The sequence below is a fragment of the Pseudomonas sp. MWU15-20650 genome (assembly GCF_023242475.1).
Lineage (GTDB): Bacteria > Pseudomonadota > Gammaproteobacteria > Pseudomonadales > Pseudomonadaceae > Aquipseudomonas.
The window spans coordinates 38135-56160 of record NZ_JALJFG010000002.1 but is presented as its reverse complement, the minus strand read 5'-3'; the positions used below and the strand labels follow the sequence as shown (position 1 = coordinate 56160).

The following is an 18026-nucleotide window of genomic DNA, read 5'->3' as shown; positions in this document are numbered from 1 at the left end:
GAGACCTCGACCTACTTTTGGGTCTAGTTACTTCAACTGCAACGTGTGCTTCAAGCGCTTCATGACATCCGCCTTGTTCTGCAGATACTCATTCAAGCCCCGTGCACGCAGGTTGCACGCATCGCAGTCGCCACAGCCCGTGCCGATGATGCCGTTGTAGCAGGTCAGCGTCTGGTGGCGGACCAGCTCCAGCTGCTCGTGGTAATCGGCCAGTGCCCAGGTCTCGGCCTTGTTCAGCCACATCAGCGGAGTGTCCAGGCGCAGCGGGTATTCCATGCCCAGTTCGAGCGCCTTGTTCAGCGCCTTGACGAACTCATCCCGGCAATCGGGGTAGCCCGAGAAGTCGGTTTCGCACACGCCGGTAATGACGGTCTCGGCCTTGACCTGATAGGCATAGATCGACGCCAAGGTCAGGAACAGAATATTGCGCCCCGGCACAAAGGTGCTCGGCAGGCTTTCACCTGAGCTGTTCACCGTCGGTACGGGAATGTTGTCACGCGTGAGGCTGCTGATGGCCAGCTCATTGAGCAAGGACACGTCCATCACTTTGTGAACCGTGGCCCCCAGCTGTTGGGCAAGCTGGCGGGCGACTTCGACTTCCGCCACATGGCGCTGGCCATAATCAAAGGTAATGCAGTGCACTTCGTCATACAGCGGCAGCGCCTGGATCAAACAGGTGGTCGAATCCTGCCCGCCACTGAATACCACAACGGCTTTTTTACTCATCACTTTGCTTCCTGCATTTATCGAATTCGGCAATAGTTTAAAGCCCACGCCAAAAAAAACCCCGCGCTTCTTTCGAAGGCGGGGTTTTTCACTGCACGACCACTCAGTGAGCGTAGGTCAGCAACAGCTCTTTGGGCACTTGGAAATCCAGGGACATCATCACGCTGAGCGCGGTGATGGTGAAGATCGAGAACACGAACAGCTTGCGCGCCCAGACAGTGTCATCCACCGCCTTGTAGCCGGTCCAGGCCATGTACAACCAGTACATGCCCATGGCGGCAGCGACGGCGAGGTAGCTCATGCCGGCGTAGCCACTGAAGGTCAACATCAAGGTCGCCACGAGGAAGGCCAGGATGTAGAGCAGGATGTGTTTCTTGGCGACCTGGATACCACGCTTGACCGGCAATACCGGAATCGAAGCAGCCAGGTAGTCGTTGAAGCGGAAAATCGCAATGGCGTAGGAATGCGGCATCTGCCACAGGCTGAACATCACCAGCAGCGTCAGCGCGGCCATGTCGAAGCTATTGGTTACAGCCACATAACCAATCACCGGCGGCATCGCCCCCGACAGACTGCCCACCAGCGTGCCGTGAACCGACTTGCGCTTGAGGTACAGGCTGTAGAGGCCGACGTAGATGACAAAGCCGATCACGGCAAACAGCGCCGCCAACGGGTTGGCCACCTTGTACAACAGGGCTACACCGGCAACACCCAGGACGGTCGCGTAGATCAGTGCCAGTTTCAGGGAGATGAGGCCCTGGACCAGCACGCGATTCTTGGTGCGCTCCATCTTGATATCAATGTCGCGGTCGATGCAGTTGTTGAAGACACAACCGGAAGCAACCACCAGGGACGTACCGATCATTGCCGCCAGGAAGATGGCCAGATCGACATGTCCCTTGGAGGCCAGGAAGAAACCGCCCGCCACAGAAAGCACGTTACCGAAAATGATCCCCGGTTTGGTGATTTGGATAAAGTGCTTAAGCGACATCGGGTCTTACCTCACTTCGCCATCATGTAGGTGTGGATGCTGAACATGATCCACAGCGACAGACCAACCAGCAGAACGATCACCAAGCCTGCGAACACGAACGCAATCACGTTCTCACGCTGGGCCTGCGAACGGTCCAGGTGCAGGAAGTACACCAGGTGAACCAGAACCTGAATCACCGCGAACGCCAGGACGATCATCAAGGTGATGGACTTGGGCAAGGTTGGGTACATCACCAGGCCGAAGGGGATCAGGGTCAGGATTACCGACAGGATGAAGCCGATAGCGTAAGACTTTACGCTGCCGTGGCTCGCATCATGGCTGTCATGGGAGTGTGCATTAGCCATTACAGAGTCCCCATCAAGTAGACGACGGTGAATACGCAAATCCAGACCACGTCCAGGAAGTGCCAGAACAGGCTCAGGCAGCTCAGGCGAGTCTTGTTGGTGTTGGTCAGGCCGTGCTTATTGACCTGATACATCATCACCGCCATCCACAGCAGGCCGGCAGATACGTGCAGACCGTGGGTGCCTACCAGCGTGAAGAACGCGGACAGGAAGCCGGAACGGTGCGGGCCGTAGCCTTCGGAGATCAGCAGGTGGAACTCGTTGACCTCCATGCCGATGAAGCCCAGGCCGAACAGGAAGGTCAGTGCCAACCAGCTCAGTACGCCTTTTTTGTTGCCCTTGTAGAAGGCCAACATGGCGAAGCCGTAGGTGATCGAACTGAACAACAGCAAGGCGGTTTCGCCGAGCACGTAAGGCAGTTCGAAAATGTCGTGGCCCGACGGGCCACCGGCAGTGTTGTTTACCAGTACCGCGTACACCGCGAAGATCGACGCAAACAAGATGCAGTCGGTCATCAGGTAGAGCCAGAAACCGAAGACGGTCATTGGCCCCGAGTCGTGGTGATGGTCATCGTGCCCATGGTCATCGACATGGGCGTGTCCAGCATTGGTCACTAAGTTCGACATGGTTTAAGCCTGTTCCAACGAGGTTTCTACACGGTTGGCCGGGATCTTCTTCTCGGCTACCAGGCGAGCGTGCTGCTCGGCTTCGATGCGTTCGATCGTCTCGACCGGCACCATGTAGCCTTGATCATCACGGGCAGCGTGAATGATGAAGTAACCGATAGTGCCTACCAGGCTCACGATTGCCAGCCACCAGATGTGCCAGATCATCGCGAAACCGAACACAGTCAGCAGGCCGCCCATCACCACGCCGGTGGCGGTGTTGTTTGGCATGTGGATCGGTTCGTAGTGCTTAGGCTTCTGGTACGCAGTACCGTCTTCCTTGGCTTCGGTGAACGCATCAATGGTGTTCGCAGTAGGAATCACAGCGAAGTTGTAGAACGGAGGTGGCGACGAGGTCGACCATTCCAGGGTGTGGCCGTTCCATGGGTCGCCGGATTCGCACATGTTCTGCTTGCGATCACGCACGCTGACATACAGCTGGATCAGTTGGCAGGCGATACCCACAGCGATCATCACCGCACCGAACATGGCGACGTACAGGTACGGCACCCACTCAGGGTTGGTGGTAGCGTTCAGGCGACGGGTCATGCCCATGAAGCCCAGTGCATAGAGCGGCATGAACGCGACGAAGAAGCCCGAGATCCAGAACCAGAATGCAGCCTTGCCCCAGCCTTCGTGCAGCTTGAAGCCGAACGCTTTCGGGAAGTAGAAGCCGAAACCAGCGATGTAACCGAATACAGCACCACCGATGATCACGTTGTGGAAGTGAGCGATCACGAACAGGCTGTTGTGCAGTACGAAGTCAGCACCCGGGATGGCCAGCAGTACGCCGGTCATGCCGCCGATGGCGAAGGTCACCATGAAGCCCAGGGTCCACAGAACCTGGCTGGTGATACGCAGGCGACCGTGGTAGATGGTGAACAGCCAGTTGAATAGCTTCACCCCTGTCGGGATGGAAATCAGCATCGTCGCCAGGCCGAAGAAGGCGTTGACGCTGGCCCCCGAACCCATGGTGAAGAAGTGGTGCAGCCAAACCATGAAGCCCAGGATCGAGATCGCGCCGGAGGCGTAGACCATCGAGTGGTGACCGAACAGGCGCTTGCCGGTAAAGGTCGAGATCACTTCAGAGAAGATACCGAACGCTGGCAGGATCAGGATGTACACCTCAGGGTGACCCCATGCCCAGAACAGGTTCACGTACATCATTGGATTGCCACCAAGTTCGTTGGTGAAAATGTGGAAATCCAGGTAACGGTCAAGCGACAGCAGCGCCATGGTAGCGGCCAGGATCGGGAACGAAGCCACGATCAGGACGTTTGCCCAGGTGCAGGTCCAGGTGAAGATCGGCATGTCCATCAGTTTCATGCCAGGGGCGCGCATCTTCAGAACGGTGGCCAGGAAGTTGACCCCCGTTAGCGTCGTCCCGAGCCCTGATAACTGTAGCGCCCAGATGTAGTAGTCCACACCCACGCCCGGACTGTACTGAATGCCCGACAGTGGCGGATACGCAACCCAACCGGTCTTGGCGAATTCGCCGACGCCCAGGGAAATGTTGATCAGCACAACACCGGATACCAGCAGCCAGAAGCTCAGGGAGTTCAGGAACGGGTAGGCAACGTCACGCGCACCGATCTGCAGCGGCAAGGCAAGGTTCATCAAGCCGGTGAAGAATGGCATCGCCATGAAGATGATCATGATCACACCGTGAGCGGTGAAGATCTGGTCATAGTGTTCAGGTGGCAGGTAGCCAGGCGAACCCTCGGTGGCCATGGCCAACTGGGTACGCATCATGATGGCGTCGGCAAAACCACGCAGCAGCATGACCATGGCAACGATGACGTACATGACGCCGATTTTCTTGTGGTCGACCGAAGTCAGCCACTCGGTCCACAAGTAGGTCCACTTCTTGAAGTAAGTGATACCCGCAAACAGTGCCAGACCACCCAGCGCGATCATGGCGATGGTCACCATCACGATCGGCTCGTGGAACGGGACCGCATCCCAACTTAATTTACCAAACATCGTTTACTCCTCTGCCCCAGCAGTTGAATGCGAGCCCGTATCAGAACCTTCAACCACGGCCACTTCTTTCTTCTCGTGCTTGACCGGCTTGCCTGGCTTCATACCTTCGTACTTGTCGACGATTTTCTGAAACAGGTCCGGCGTGTACGTGGAGTACAGAGCGACAGGGTTGTTCTGGCTTGGTTTGGCAAGGGCTTCGTATTCAGCTTGATCAAGCTGTTTAGGTGCGGCCTTGACTTCGGCTACCCAGGCGTCGAAATCTTCCTGGCTCGTCGAGATCGCTTTGAATTTCATGCCGGTGAAGCCAGCGCCGCTGTAGTTAGCGGAGATGCCTTCCATTTCAGCTTTCTGGTTGGCGATCAGGTGCAGCTTGGTCTGCATGCCTGCCATCGCGTAGATCTGACCGCCCAGTGCAGGGATGAAGAACGAGTTCATCACGGCGTCGGAGGTGATCTTGAAGTTAACCGGGGTGTGCTCCGGGAAGCGGATCTCGTTGACGGTGGCGATACCCAGGTCCGGGTAGATGAACAGCCACTTCCAGTCCAGCGCAACCACTTCGATGTTGACCGGCTTGGCGTCGGATTCCAGCGGACGGTACGGGTCCAGTGCGTGGGTGGACTTGTAGGTCACATAACCCAGGGCAATGATGATGAGGATCGGGACCAGCCACACCGCGACTTCGATCTTGGTGGAGTGCGACCACTTCGGCGCGTAGGTCGCGCTGGTGTTGGACGCGCGGTATTTCCAGGCGAAGGCGAAAGTCATCACGATCACAGGAACCACAACCAGCAGCATCAGCAGGGTGGCGGTGATGATCAGGTTTCGTTCATCCAGACCGACCTGTCCTTTTGGGTCGAGCAAGGTCCACTTGCAGCCTCCCAGCATTAACATCATGCCAAGCAGCGGCAAAAAGCCTAGTAATCGGGGGTACCTGTTTTTACTCATCTCACGACCTCTAAAGCAGCTTGCGCAATGCAGTTGGGTTTTGATCGCCAACACTTCACCCTGCCAAGGGTTGGCATTTCTCTTCGATTGAATAAGAGCCTGCCCGCCACGTCATAACTGTACGTTTCACGGACCTGCAGTGAGTTCTTATTCGATTTCGTGGTTAAAGGCCTTGTTACAGACCAATTCCATTTGGTGCGGAAAGTTGAAAGGCTGCCGGAACCTGGGGTCGCACAGAGCCTTCCATCTGCTCCTCGACCGCTCCAATGCTCAAAGATTGAACAGCACCGGACATTCAGTGCGGGCGATTGTAGTTAGCTAGCGATGTATAAACCATGTCTTATAAAGAAATAATTTTTATCGATTCGAGCAACAATCCTTCACCATTCTTGCAAAGGTTCGCGATCTTATCGTGTTCGATTCTCAACAAAAACCACAAAAATTGCCGTGTTATTGAGCCGGCCGCCACTTCCCTTACGGCTTGTAAGGGCATGGCAAACGGATCCAAGTCCCCATAAAACAAGGCATTCAGACATCACCCAAGCGCTGGAACCTCACGCACTTCATGGTGTCGATCCAACCACGAACTGACAGCACAATTTACGCGCCGGGTGCAAATTTAATGGCCGATCCAGCAGGTCAGAAACCTCCTGCGGCAGCCTCCGTGTGACAACATGTCGCATGCCGCGCACACCTTAAATTGCCCCTCATCACGGCGCTTTCACAAATCCCTACAAACAAAAACGCCCCGGCCTTCACTCAAGGAAGACCGGGGCGCCGTGCCGAACAGGCTCAGGCTTTAGATCGACGATTCCGATAGATGCCCAGGGGCACCAGAATCACCGTCAGTACAAACGCTACCAGCGCCCACTGCGCCAAGGACAAGCCCAGGATCGGTGGATAAGGCGTGCTGCAAAAGCCATCGACCTGGAAGCCCAGGGGAAACACCTTGGCCAGGGGCAGCTCATCGACGATCGGCTGCAACACATCAATACCGCAGCTGACCTGGGGGAAGAACTGGGTGTACACATGATGACCGGCGGCCGCTACGCCCCCCAAGGCGCTGAGCACCACCAACCCTTCAAAGAACGTGACCGCCCCCTTGGAGCGCAGGGCGGCGCCGATGAACGCAAACACTGCGATCAACAACAAGGCATAGCGTTGCAGGATGCACAGCGGGCACGGTGCCTCGCCCAACACCACTTGCATGTACAGCGCCCCGCCAATCAGCGCCAGGCAGATGATGCCCAGCAACACCAGAAAGCGCCGCTCCCTGCCCAAACGCATTTCGTCATTCATCCCCGTATCCCTTTACCCGATTATGGTTGTGCCTGATGGCCGCAAGTTTACACACAGGGGATGGTTAAAACAGAAGGCGGTTAACAGGGGATTAATCAGGAAAAATAGAGCACCCAATGTGGCAGGGGCTTGCCCCCTCCCACATTGGGACAGTGTTGCTACGACGAGCTCATTCCAGCGCCGCAGCCGGGCCAAAGAACTCATAGCGCGCCTGCTTCTCGGGTACACCCAATGCCTTCAGGTGACGTTTGATCGCCGCCATGAAGCCTTTGGGCCCCAGGAAGTAAGCATCAATATCCCGTTCTGCAGGCAACCAGGCCGCCAGTTGCTCCTGGCTCAGCAGGCCGACCTTGTCCGCTGCCGGGCTTATCCCGTCATCTTCGGCATAGCAGTAGAAGCGCTTGAGCTGCGGGTGCTTGGCCGCCAGCGCGTCTACCCAGTCACGGAACGCATGCACCCCGCCGTTACGGGCGCAGTGGATAAAGTGCACCGCACGCTCGGTCGCCAGGGCCGCCTCAAGCATCGGCAAGGTGGGCGTGATGCCGACGCCACCGCTGATCAGCACCAGTGGTTTATCGCTGGCGGCCAGGGTGAACTCGCCCGAAGGTGGGAACAGGTCAAGGGTCGCGCCGACCGGCATCTGGTCATGCAGGTAGCTGGACACCCGCCCGCCCGCCTCGCGCTTGACGCTGATGCGGTACAACCCGGCATCGGTCAAGGCCGACAAAGAATAGTTGCGGCGGACTTCTTCGCCCTCCAGCACCAGCTTCAGGCCAATGTACTGGCCTGGCGTAGCAGCGAGGATCGGGCCGCCGTCCACCGGGGCGAAATAGAACGAGATGATCTCGTCGCTCTCCTCCACCCGCTTGACCAGAACGAACGGCCGCGCACCACGCCAGCCACCCGGCGCCTGGGCTTTTTCGTCGTAGATGGCCGCTTCGGCACCGATCAGGATGTCCGCCAACTGGCCATACGCGGCCCCCCAGGCGTTCATCACCTCGGGGGTGGCAATCTCGCTGCCCAGCACTTCGCTAATGGCCCGCAACAGGCAGGTGCCGACGATCGGGTAGTGCTCCGGAAGGATCTGCAACGCCACGTGTTTGTTGATGATCTTGGCGACCAGGTCGCCCAATTGGTCCAACTGGTCGATATGCCGCGCGTACATCAATACCCCGGTGGCCAACGCGCGAGGCTGGTCGCCACTGGCCTGGTGGGCCTGGTTGAACAGCGGGCGTACTTCAGGGTATTCGGACAGCATCATGCGGTAGAAATGCGTGATCAACGCTTCACCGCCGCTTTCCAGCAGGGGCACAGTGGATTTGACGATGGCACGGTCTTGGGCACTTAGCATGGGAAGACTCCTGGGTCTTTTTACGGATTACCTTGAGTACTCAGTAATCGTGCCAACTTATAAATCGTTATTTTTCAATAAGTTAAATACATTGTAGTCAATATAACCTCCTACACCTTATAGTCCTAAGGACTACAAGGAGTCATTATGACTGCACAATCGCTGCTCACCACCCTGCTGCCACTGGTTGCCGACCTGTCACGCGAACTGCCCGAAGGCGAGCGTTATCGGCGCCTGCTGCAAGCCATGCGCGCCCTGCTACCCTGTGATGCCGCCGCCTTACTGCGCCTGGACGGTGAGTGGTTGGTGCCCCTGGCGGTGGATGGTTTGAGCCCCGACACCCTGGGTCGGCGCTTCAAGGTCAGCGAACACCCACGCTTTGCCGTGCTGCTGAGCAGCCCTGGCCCCACCCGCTTTGACAGCGACAGCGAACTGCCCGACCCCTACGATGGCTTGGTCAGTGGCCTGCACGGCCATCTGGAAGTGCATGACTGCATGGGCTGCCCGTTGTTTATCGACGACAAAACCTGGGGCCTGCTGACCCTGGACGCCCTCGACACCGAGCGCTTTGAACGGGTCGAACTGGAGGCCCTGCAAGCCTTCGCCAGCCTGGCAGCGGCCACGGTCACTGTCGCCGAACGCATCGAACGCCTGGCACTGCGGGCCGAAGACGAACACCAACGCGCCGAAATCTACCGCCAGGCCAGCGGCCAGCAGCACAAGGAAATGATCGGCCAGAGCAAAAGCCACAAGCGCCTGGTGGAAGAGATCAACCTGGTGGGCGGCAGCGATCTCACGGTGCTGATCACCGGCGAAACCGGTGTGGGCAAGGAGCTGGTCGCCCAGGCGATCCACGCAGCATCGCCCCGGGCGGATAAGCCGCTGATCAGCCTCAACTGCGCGGCGTTGCCCGAAACCCTGGTGGAAAGCGAGCTGTTCGGCCATGTGCGCGGCGCCTTTACCGGCGCATTGAATGAGCGTCGGGGCAAGTTCGAGCTGGCCAATGGCGGCACCTTGTTTCTGGATGAAGTGGGCGAGTTGTCGCTGACGGTGCAGGCCAAGTTGCTGCGTGTCCTGCAAAGCGGCCAATTGCAACGCCTGGGCTCGGACAAGGAGCACCAAGTGGACGTGCGCCTGATCGCGGCGACCAACCGCGACCTGGCCGAAGCCGTGCGCAACGGTCGCTACCGTGCCGACTTCTACCACCGCTTGAGCGTGTACCCGCTGCAAGTGCCGGCGCTGCGTGAGCGCGGGCGGGATGTGCTGCTCTTGGCAGGGTACTTCCTGGAACAGAACCGCTCGCGCATGGGCCTGGGCAGCTTGCGCCTGACCGCCGATGCCCAGGCGGCGCTGCTGGCGTACAACTGGCCGGGGAATGTGCGGGAGCTGGAGCATTTGATCGGGCGCAGCGCGCTCAAAGCCCTGGGTAGCGCGCGCGAGCGGCCGAAGATCCTCAGCCTCAGCGCCCAGGACCTCGACCTGCCCGACGTCAGCGCCCCCGTGATAGAAGCCCAGGCCGAAGCCGCCCTCACGGTCACCGGCGACCTGCGCCAGGCCACCGAGCACTATCAACGCCAGCTCATCAGCGCTTGCCTGGAACGCCATCAACACAACTGGGCCGGTGCCGCCCGCGAACTGGGCCTGGACCGCGCCAACCTGGGCAGGATGGCTAAGCGCCTGGGCCTCAAATAACCCAGACGACTCGGTCAAAAGTGGGAGGGGTTCTACACCCCTCCCGCATTAGATTTGCTTTACCTTAAAGATGGGGTTCACAGCCTCAGGTGCCTTGGGCTTACGAAACACCAGCACATTCCCCAACATCACCAACACCAGTCCCGCCAACGCCGGCGCGGTCCATTGGTAACCTTCGGCAAATGCCGACACATTCAACGCCACCACCGGGAACAACACCGTGCAATACGCCGCCCGCTCCGGCCCCATGCGGCCAACCAAGGTGAGGTAGGCGGTAAAACCAATCACCGAGCCCGGGATCACCAGGTACCACAGCGCGCCGATGTAGCGTGCACTCCAATCCATCTCGAACGGAATGCCGCGCACCGCGCAATAGGTCGCCAGCATCGCCGAGCCGTAGGCCATGCCCCACGCATTGGTGGTCATCGGTTTGAGCCCGGCCTTCTGTTGCAGGCTCGACAGCATATTGCCTGCCGAGAAACACATCGTCCCCAGCAACGCCAGGCCCAGGCCAAGCAGGGTCTGCGGGCTGGCGGTGTGCCCAACCAGTTCCGGCCAGAACAAAAAGCCCAGCCCCAACAACCCTAGAGCGCCGCCCATCAAGACGTTACGGGCAACCCGCTGGCCGAAGAACACGCGCGCGTTCAGCGCGTTCCACAAGGTCGCCGTGGAGAACACCACCGCCACCAGGCCACTGGGAATCCACTGGCTGGCGGTGAGGAAACACATGAAGTTGACGCAGAACAGGCACAGCCCCTGGGCCAGGCAGATCAGGTGCCCGCGCCGGTTCATCACCTGCAATGTGCGGCTGAGCAGTAACAACGCAAACAGCACCAGCGCAGCCAAGCCGAAGCGGTAAACGATCGACACCGGAATCGCCACCACGCCCAGCTGCCATTTGAGGGCGATCCAGGTGGTGCCCCAGATCAGCACCGTGAGTAAATACAGGAATAGGTTCATAGCGGGCTCCGTCGATTGAGCCACAGTGTTGCCCTCATTGCGCGCCGACCGTTTGCAGATTCTTGCGCTTTTGTCGCACGACGGGATCACAGCGTCAGCCGCGGGGAGTAGGATGCAAGACGTCGGAGAACACACCATGCCAGAGCTGGAATCCCTGCAAGTCTTTCAATCCCTCAACCGCTCGCCCAACGCACGCCTGGAAGCCTGCGCCGAGCTCGGTGACGGCTTGTCTGCGGCCGTGTGGAGCAACCACCACGACGCCCAGGATTACCAAGCGCCCAGCCACCACACGTTGTCCTGCTACATCGGCGGCGGCACCGGCACGTTTCGCCGCGACCGCCCCGGCACCAAGGGCGGCCCCGACAAGCTGTGCATCTTGCCCGCCGAGCACCAGTCGGCCTGGGTGATCAATGGCGAGATTCGCTTGGCCCACGTGTATTTCAGCCCGGAACAATTTGCCCTTGGCTGCGTCACCCTGCTCGACCGTGAGCCACGCGAACTGCAATTGCGCGAAAGCACCTTCCTGGAAGACGCCGGCCAGGCCCGGCGCTTTCACCAGTTAGTCAGCCTCAACTGGCAGGAGCCCGCCGAGCGCCTGCTGACCAGTAGCCTGGCGCATGAAATGCTCAGTCACACCCTGCTCAGCCAGGTTGGCGCCCGCGACGGGCTACGGTTCAAAGGCGGGCTGGCCGCACACCAGCGGCGGCGGCTGGTGGAGTACATCGACCACCATGTGCAAGACCCTGTCAGCCTCGGCCAACTGGCCGGGCTGTGCGCGCTGTCGGAATACCACTTCGCGCGGATGTTCCGGCAAAGCTTCGGCCTGCCGCCCCATCAGTACCTGCTGGCGCGTCGTCTGGCACGAGCACAGACCCTGCTGCGCAGCAGTGTCCTGCCCTTGGGCGAAATTGCCTGGATGTGCGGTTTCTCCAGCGCCAGCCACTTTAACCAGCGCTTTCGCCAGGCCATGGGCGCGACGCCCGGGGAATACCGCCAGGCGTTCGCCTAAGCCATCAGGCCCAGCGTCTTGGCCTTGGCCACCGCCTGGGTGCGCCGTTCCACCCCGAGTTTGCTATGGATGCGCCGCGCGTGAGTCTTGACGGTGTGCAGGGAGATATACAGCCGGTCGGCGATTTCCAGGTTGGAGTTGCCGAGCGCGATCAACTGCAACACTTCCAGCTCGCGCTGGCTCAGCGGGTTTTGCATCGCGCCGGTGTGCACCACCTGAGCCTCCAGGCCCAGTTCACTCAACAACCCAGGCGAGCGCAGACGTAGTTCCCGAATCGCCTGCTGCACCTGGCAACGCTCGGCCAACGCCAGGCCGGCTTGCAGTGCGCGCCGGGCCATAGTCGAATCACCCAGCTGCCAAGCCACCTCCCCCAGCACCAGGTGCAACTCGGTTTCCAGGCACAGCATGCCGCGTTGCCGAGTCGCGTCGAGCAACGCTGTGAGCCGCGCGACAGGGTGTTCAGCACAGCCCAGCTTCACCTCGGCCAACACCAGTAGATACTCAAGGCGCGGCACCAACTCCAGCGTGGCCGGTGGCGCCTGGCGCGCCTGTGGCCCACGGAAATGACGCAATACCCGGCGCACGGCTTGTACCGTCAATTCGGCACGGCCCTGCTGCAACCAGAAATGCCCACTGACCAACAGCAGCACTGCGCGATACACCGTGTCTGGCACATGGCGCTGCTGCATCAGGCGCTCGGCGTCGCGCAACTGGATAAAGGCTTGGGCGTAATCGCCACGATTGGCCGCCAGCAGCGCCAGGCCAAGAAACCCGTAAAGCACACGCTTGTCCTGGCTGTGCCCGCACAACTTCAAGCCGGCCTCGAAACACTCGGCAGCCAATGCGTCGTGTCCTTGCCGCAAGGCCAGGTGCCCACGCCGCAGGGCAATGCGCCCCACCAACGGCCCGGCCTTGAGCCGCTGCTCAAGCAGCATTGCCTGTACGGTTTCCAGCAGGCTTTGCGCCCGGTAAGGCGCGCCACGTTGTTCCAGCAATTGGGCGTGGTCCAGCTCAAGCAGGGCCTCCAATACCAGCGAGCCGTGGGCACGGGCCAGGCACAGCGCCTCTCGGCTCAAGGCTTGGGCGGTATCCAGTTCACCGCGCAGCAGGGCTTGTTGAGTCAAACCCGAAAGACACATCAGGCGTGAGGTCCAGGCGTGATCAGGCAAGGCTTGCAGCGCTTCGAGGAAATGCTCGCGGGAGCGCCCGGCATCGCCGCTCAAATGCAGCAGCCAGCCCCATTGTGCCTGCCAGCGGGCCAACAGGTAGCGCTGCTCAGCGGCGGTCGGCTGCGGGGTAAAGCGCGCCAACTGGTCGATGCACAGCGCCGCCTGTTCAAACCGCCCGGCAAACAACAGCGTCGCCGTGACCAGCCCCACCAGTTGCGCCGAGCCGAGCATCAATTCATCGCCATGCTGCTCGTGCAGGTGTAACAGCAGCACGGCATTTTGCTGGCGGAACAGATCTTCAAAACTGAAGTGCTGCAACAGGCTTACCGCTACCTCATATTCTTGCGCCAACAGCGCCTGTTCGAACGCGGCTTGCCAGTCGCGCTCGGCACTGAACCACTGGCACGCGCGACGGTGCCAGGAACGCTTGGCCGGCCAGGGTTCTTCTCGCAGCAATCGCGCCAGCGGTGGAAAGACTTGCAGCCAATCGGTGGTGTCTTCCCAGGGCTGGATAAACGCACCGAGTGCCTGTAGCGCCCGCACGTACTGGTCACCGTCACCAAAGCCGAACAGGTGCCCACACAGGCTCGGGTTGAAACGGGGCAGGTGGGCCAGCACGCGCCAGGCTTCAGCCAACTCCGTCGGCAAGCTGCTGAACAGTTCGTGCTCCAGGTAGTCGAGCAAGGTCTTGTCAGGGTGACCGTCGCCGAGCAACGCGATGCGCACCCCGGCGCACCAGCCGGCGCTGAATTGCATGACGCTATCGATGCTGTGCTCTGGCCCCAGCAGTGCCTGGATTTCCGCAGCGTTGAAGGCGAGTTCAGTACTTGCGCACTCCCACAACTCATCGTCGAGCCGCAGCCTCGACCAGTTGCACGCCGGCCGCCGCCGCGCGGCCAGCCACCAGGTGAGCGCCGGGTGGCTAGCCGCGAGCAGCCGGTCGAGCAACGCATCCAGCTCGGGGGTCGGCAGGCGACAGAAGTCATCGAGAAATAACCACGTCACGTGTTGCCAACGGCCCAGATCCAGCAGCAACGTGGCTTCATCGGTAAAAACCAGCCCGAGGTTTTGCGCCAGGCGCCGGCAGAGCTCCACCGGGCTCAGGGCCACGCCATTGAGCGCCAACCAATGAACCCGACACCCCGAAGGGGCCTGCAACGCACACTCGGCAAGCAGTGCACTCTTGCCACTGCCGCCCGGCGCGCACAGCAACTTCACACGCGCCTGCGCCGCGAGCAAAGGCCCGGCCAGACGCGGGCGCGACAGATGATGAGCGGACAGCCGTGGCATGAATCCAGGACGGTCCAGGCAGCGAGTCATGGCGGTCATTGCTGCATCCTGCTTTTTTATTGTTATGCAACCTGACGCCTACCCTATCCCTGAGGTTGGCGGTTGTTGAAGAAGTATTCAGCGCACTGATTGAAGGGCATGCACAAAACCCAAGGTGGGAGCGAGCTTGCGCCCTCCCACCGCTTGATGGCTTTTCAACTGAAGATCAGCGCACGCCCGCGGACCTCAACGCCGCCGGGGTGTAGTCCGCCGCCTTGGCCGCAAAGCCAAACACGAAGCTGCTCTTTTCCTCGTTCTTCATGCCCAGGGCGATGTAGCGCCCGGCGATGATGTCGTACAGGGTTTCCACGGTGTAGGCCGGCACCTGGTGGTCGTAGTAGAACTGCGCATGGCCTTCGGCGACGCGCCACAGTTGGCCACGGCCGTCGTAGTGGTCCACCAGCGCGACTTGCCAGCTGTCTTCATCGATGTACATGTGGCGTTTGGCATAGATGTGCCGCTCGCTCGGCTTGACGGTGCCGACCACTTCCCACACCCGGTGCAGCTCATAGCGGGTCAGGTCCTGGTTGATATGCCCGGCCTTGATGATGTCGTCGTACTTGAGGGTCGGCGAATCCAGTTTGTAGCTGTTGTAGGGGATATACATCTCTTTCTTGCCCACCAGCTTCCAGTCGTAGCGGTCTGGCGCGCCGGAGAACATGTCGAAATTGTCGGAGGTGCGCAAGCCGTCGGCGGCAGTACCCGGCCCGTCGTAGGCCACTTGCGGCGCACGCCGTACACGGCGCTGGCCGGCGTTGTAGATCCAGGCCAGGCGCGGCTCCTTCACTTGGTCGAGGGTTTCGTGCACCAGCAGCACGTTACCCGCCAGGCGTGCCGGCGCTGTGACCGACTGTTTGAAGAAAGTCAGCACGTTGGCGCCCTTGGCCGGGTCCATGTCCGGGATCTGTTGCGGCACCGCCACTTCCTCTTCAAAGCGGATCGGCGTGTAGCTGCCGTTGGTCTGCGGGGTGGCCTGGGTGATGATGCGGCGCAGGTTACCACCGTGGTATCGGGTGATGTGATTCCAGAGCACCTCCACACCATTCTTCGGAATCGGGAACGCGTAGTAACGATTGCCGGTGAAGTTTTCCAGGCCGTTGCCATCATTGATCGCGTGCACGTTCAACGCGCTGCGCTTGATCGACTCATAGATCTCTGGCGGCAGGTTGACCGTGCGGTGGCTCGGGTACACCGGGATCTTGTAGGTCTCGGGGTAGCGCTTGAACATTGCCACTTGGCCGTCGGAGAGCTTGTCCTTGTACTTGTCCACCGTGGCGGCGGTAATCACGAACAGTGGCTTTTCATTGGCGAAGGGGTCGGCGAGAAAACCTTTGCTGTCCACCGCACCGGCGTTTTTCGGGATGCCCCCGGTCCAGGCCGGGATCGAACCCTCGGCGTTGCCGGCTTTTTCGGCACCCACCGGGGTCAGGGTAGTGCCGAGCTTGGCGGCTTCTTCGGGCGAAACCGCCGCCATCACGTTGGCGGCCAGTAAACTCAGCGCCATCACTGCAATCATCTTACGCATAGGGTCTTGTCCTTCTTTAAAACCAGATCAGAAGTTCACGCCGAAGCTGAGGGCGATAAAGTCGCGGTCGGTCAGGGTGTTGTAGTCACCGCCAAAAAAGTCGGTGTAGCTCAGGCTTGCGGTGTAGGTGTTGCGGTAGTCCGCATCCACCCCCACGCTGATGGCCTTGGCGCCTTCGTTGAACAACCCGTTAGGCCCGTAACCGCTGACGTCCTGAGACCAGGACAGGTTGGGCTTGAGGTTCACCCCGGCAAACACGTTGTTGTAGTCGAGGATCGCCCGGGCGCGATAACCCCACGAGTTGGCGGTGACGTAACCGTCGGTGTCACCGCCGAAGCCGTAGGCGCCGTACACCGAGTCGCGGCCGTAGCGCAGCTTGCTTTTGGCTTCCAGCCCGCCGACATGGACAAAGGCCGCTTCGCCCACCAGAGTCAGGCGCTCGGCGCCCAGCACCTGGTCGAAGAACTGGGTCATGGTGCTCTGGATCTGAGTAATCTCCTTACGCCGATAGCCGGCATTGTCGGCGCCGAACGAGCTGCTGATCGGTGATGCGGTATTGCCGGCAATCGGATTGACCAAGGCCAGCGTCAGGTCAGTGGTGTTGAGCTGTACCGGCGCATTCGGGCGGTAGCTGATTTCCCCGGTCCACGCTGTGCCGGTGGGCAAGGTGGTGGAAAAACTGGCGCCGTAGAGGCGGATGTCTTCCGGGTAGTCGAGGTAATACTGGCCACGGCCAAGCATCGTGCTCTGGGCCAGGCCCGCGCCTGAACCTGGGGCAATGGCGTTGGCGGTGTTGATAATGCGGCCGATAGTCGCCAGGTTGGTGTTGGCCGTAAGGGTGCCCACGGTGGGTGTACGGCTGTGGTAGTTCATGAAGTACAGGCCGTATTCGGTGTCATCGCCAAGCCAGCGCAACGCTGCGCCAAACTGGCCTCCGTCGCGGGCGTCACGGTCCTTGGCACGCTGCACCACAACCCCTTCACGGGTGACCTGGAACCCCTGGCCAAACGCTGCAGCCACGGGCTGCAAGGGCGCAATCGCCGGGCTGCCCACGGTGTAGTTGTTGTTGCAACCATGGGCCACCACATCGTTACCGAAGAACGTACCGCAGTTATCCACCACGGTGTTTTCCCAGTTCAACTGGTAGAAGCCTTCCACCGTCAGCTGGTTGGTGAGGCTCTGGGAGGCGAACAGCATGTTCACCGGAATCAACCCTTCCTTGATCTCCGCACCCGGACGGCGAAAAGCCGAAACATCGACGGGGTTGATGCTGTTAATGGAGTTTCCGATAAACGTACTCTCCCCCCAACTCACCACCTGCTTGCCGACACGCACGTTGCCCGGCAGGTCGGCGATGGAGTAGTTGTGATACACGAACGCATCGAGCAATTCGTAGCCGGAGGAGCGTGCGCCTTCGTCGCGGTGGTTGTTGCTGATCGACTTGAACTCGCGGCTTTCGTCCTGCAGTTCGAAGTCGTACCAATACTTGCCGCGCACAAACACACCGCTGTCGCCGTACTTGAGCTCCAGGTCGTGAATGCCCTTGAAAATCTTCGAGAAGGTCTCGCCCTTCTTGAAGTTCAGCCGCCCGTCATCCCCGGTAGACGCTTGCCCCGTGCCGCCATTCGGAATGCCCACCAGTTTCTTGTCGGCATCGCGCATGCCCCAACTGGCGCCCACCGACAGCGAGGAATCGAATTGCCCTTCGATCTCGCCAAGGTTGAACGAAACAGCCTGTGCCTGGGCACAGCAGCCCAAGGCAACCGCAGTGGCCAGCGCCTGCGGCGTGAAGATGGCGCGCATTGTTGTTTTTGTCATGCGTCTTCCCCGGTGAGTGACAGAAGGCCCCACCCTACTGCCGTGTATCGGGAGCGATAAGCGCACCAAGGAGGTATTTGTGTTGTCGCCCGAAAGGATGAACGACGCGCTGGCCGGGCGTTGCGCGGGGGTCATGGATTGAGTGGATGGCGCGTTATCAGAAGGATCGATGGCACCGGCACTCACTGTTGCCAGTTCTGTAACAGTCATTGTCCTG

General features: G+C 60.1%; 14 protein-coding genes. 2 read left to right on the top strand and 12 right to left on the bottom strand.

Annotation, left to right across the window (positions count from 1 at the left end; translation table 11 throughout):
• Positions 1-27: 27 nt before the first annotated feature.
• The 8 genes from queC to hmpA all read right to left on the bottom strand — a co-directional run bounded on the left by queC (position 28) and on the right by hmpA (position 8307).
• Positions 28-726: a 7-cyano-7-deazaguanine synthase QueC gene (queC, locus tag M5B43_RS02155; RefSeq protein ID WP_248748580.1), complete on the bottom strand. Its 699-nt coding sequence runs from the start codon at positions 724-726 to the stop codon at positions 28-30.
• Positions 727-829: 103 nt separating this feature from the next.
• A complete protein-coding gene (gene cyoE / locus M5B43_RS02150; protein WP_003194050.1) occupies positions 830-1717 on the bottom strand; it encodes a heme o synthase in 888 nt (295 codons plus the stop codon).
• An 11-nt stretch (positions 1718-1728) separates the two neighbouring features.
• The gene (cyoD, locus tag M5B43_RS02145; RefSeq protein WP_248748579.1) at positions 1729-2064 is read right to left on the bottom strand and encodes a cytochrome o ubiquinol oxidase subunit IV; all 336 of its coding nucleotides are present in this window, start codon (positions 2062-2064) and stop codon (positions 1729-1731) included.
• Positions 2064-2690, bottom strand: coding sequence for a cytochrome o ubiquinol oxidase subunit III (locus M5B43_RS02140; RefSeq protein WP_123714348.1), 627 nt, complete (start codon positions 2688-2690; stop codon positions 2064-2066). Before M5B43_RS02140 ends, cyoD begins: the two co-directional genes overlap by 1 nt.
• Positions 2691-2693: 3 nt before the next feature.
• A complete protein-coding gene (gene cyoB, locus M5B43_RS02135) occupies positions 2694-4712 on the bottom strand; it encodes a cytochrome o ubiquinol oxidase subunit I (RefSeq protein ID WP_248748578.1) in 2019 nt (672 codons plus the stop codon).
• A 3-nt stretch (positions 4713-4715) separates the two neighbouring features.
• Positions 4716-5657: a ubiquinol oxidase subunit II gene (cyoA, locus tag M5B43_RS02130; RefSeq protein WP_248748577.1), complete on the bottom strand. Its 942-nt coding sequence runs from the start codon at positions 5655-5657 to the stop codon at positions 4716-4718.
• A 792-nt stretch (positions 5658-6449) separates the two neighbouring features.
• Positions 6450-6956, bottom strand: coding sequence for a disulfide bond formation protein B (locus M5B43_RS02125; protein ID WP_248748576.1), 507 nt, complete (start codon positions 6954-6956; stop codon positions 6450-6452).
• A gap of 169 nt (positions 6957-7125) precedes the next feature.
• A complete protein-coding gene (hmpA, locus tag M5B43_RS02120; protein ID WP_248748575.1) occupies positions 7126-8307 on the bottom strand; it encodes an NO-inducible flavohemoprotein in 1182 nt (393 codons plus the stop codon).
• Between the two features lie 147 nt (positions 8308-8454).
• Between hmpA and norR the strand changes: the two genes are divergently transcribed.
• Positions 8455-9999 (top strand): nitric oxide reductase transcriptional regulator NorR, encoded by a 1545-nt coding sequence (norR, locus tag M5B43_RS02115; RefSeq protein WP_248748574.1) that lies wholly within the window; start codon positions 8455-8457, stop codon positions 9997-9999.
• 48 nt (positions 10000-10047) lie between these two features.
• Here the strand turns inward: norR and M5B43_RS02110 are convergent, their stop codons facing one another.
• Positions 10048-10959 (bottom strand): DMT family transporter, encoded by a 912-nt coding sequence (locus M5B43_RS02110; RefSeq protein ID WP_248748573.1) that lies wholly within the window; start codon positions 10957-10959, stop codon positions 10048-10050.
• Positions 10960-11095: 136 nt separating this feature from the next.
• On the opposite strand from M5B43_RS02110, the gene M5B43_RS02105 reads away from it, so the two are divergent.
• On the top strand, positions 11096-11968 hold the full coding sequence (locus tag M5B43_RS02105; RefSeq protein ID WP_248748789.1) for an AraC family transcriptional regulator: 873 nt from the start codon (positions 11096-11098) through the stop codon (positions 11966-11968).
• On the opposite strand, the gene M5B43_RS02100 is transcribed toward M5B43_RS02105, so the two are convergent.
• The 3 genes from M5B43_RS02100 to M5B43_RS02090 form a co-directional block, all read right to left on the bottom strand.
• Positions 11965-14466 (bottom strand): LuxR C-terminal-related transcriptional regulator, encoded by a 2502-nt coding sequence (locus M5B43_RS02100; RefSeq protein ID WP_248748572.1) that lies wholly within the window; start codon positions 14464-14466, stop codon positions 11965-11967. The genes M5B43_RS02105 and M5B43_RS02100 overlap by 4 nt on opposite strands.
• A 166-nt stretch (positions 14467-14632) precedes the next feature.
• Positions 14633-15991 (bottom strand): DUF1329 domain-containing protein, encoded by a 1359-nt coding sequence (locus M5B43_RS02095; protein ID WP_248748571.1) that lies wholly within the window; start codon positions 15989-15991, stop codon positions 14633-14635.
• 27 nt (positions 15992-16018) lie between these two features.
• Positions 16019-17809: a DUF1302 domain-containing protein gene (locus M5B43_RS02090; protein WP_248748570.1), complete on the bottom strand. Its 1791-nt coding sequence runs from the start codon at positions 17807-17809 to the stop codon at positions 16019-16021.
• Between the last annotated feature and the right edge of the window lie 217 nt (positions 17810-18026).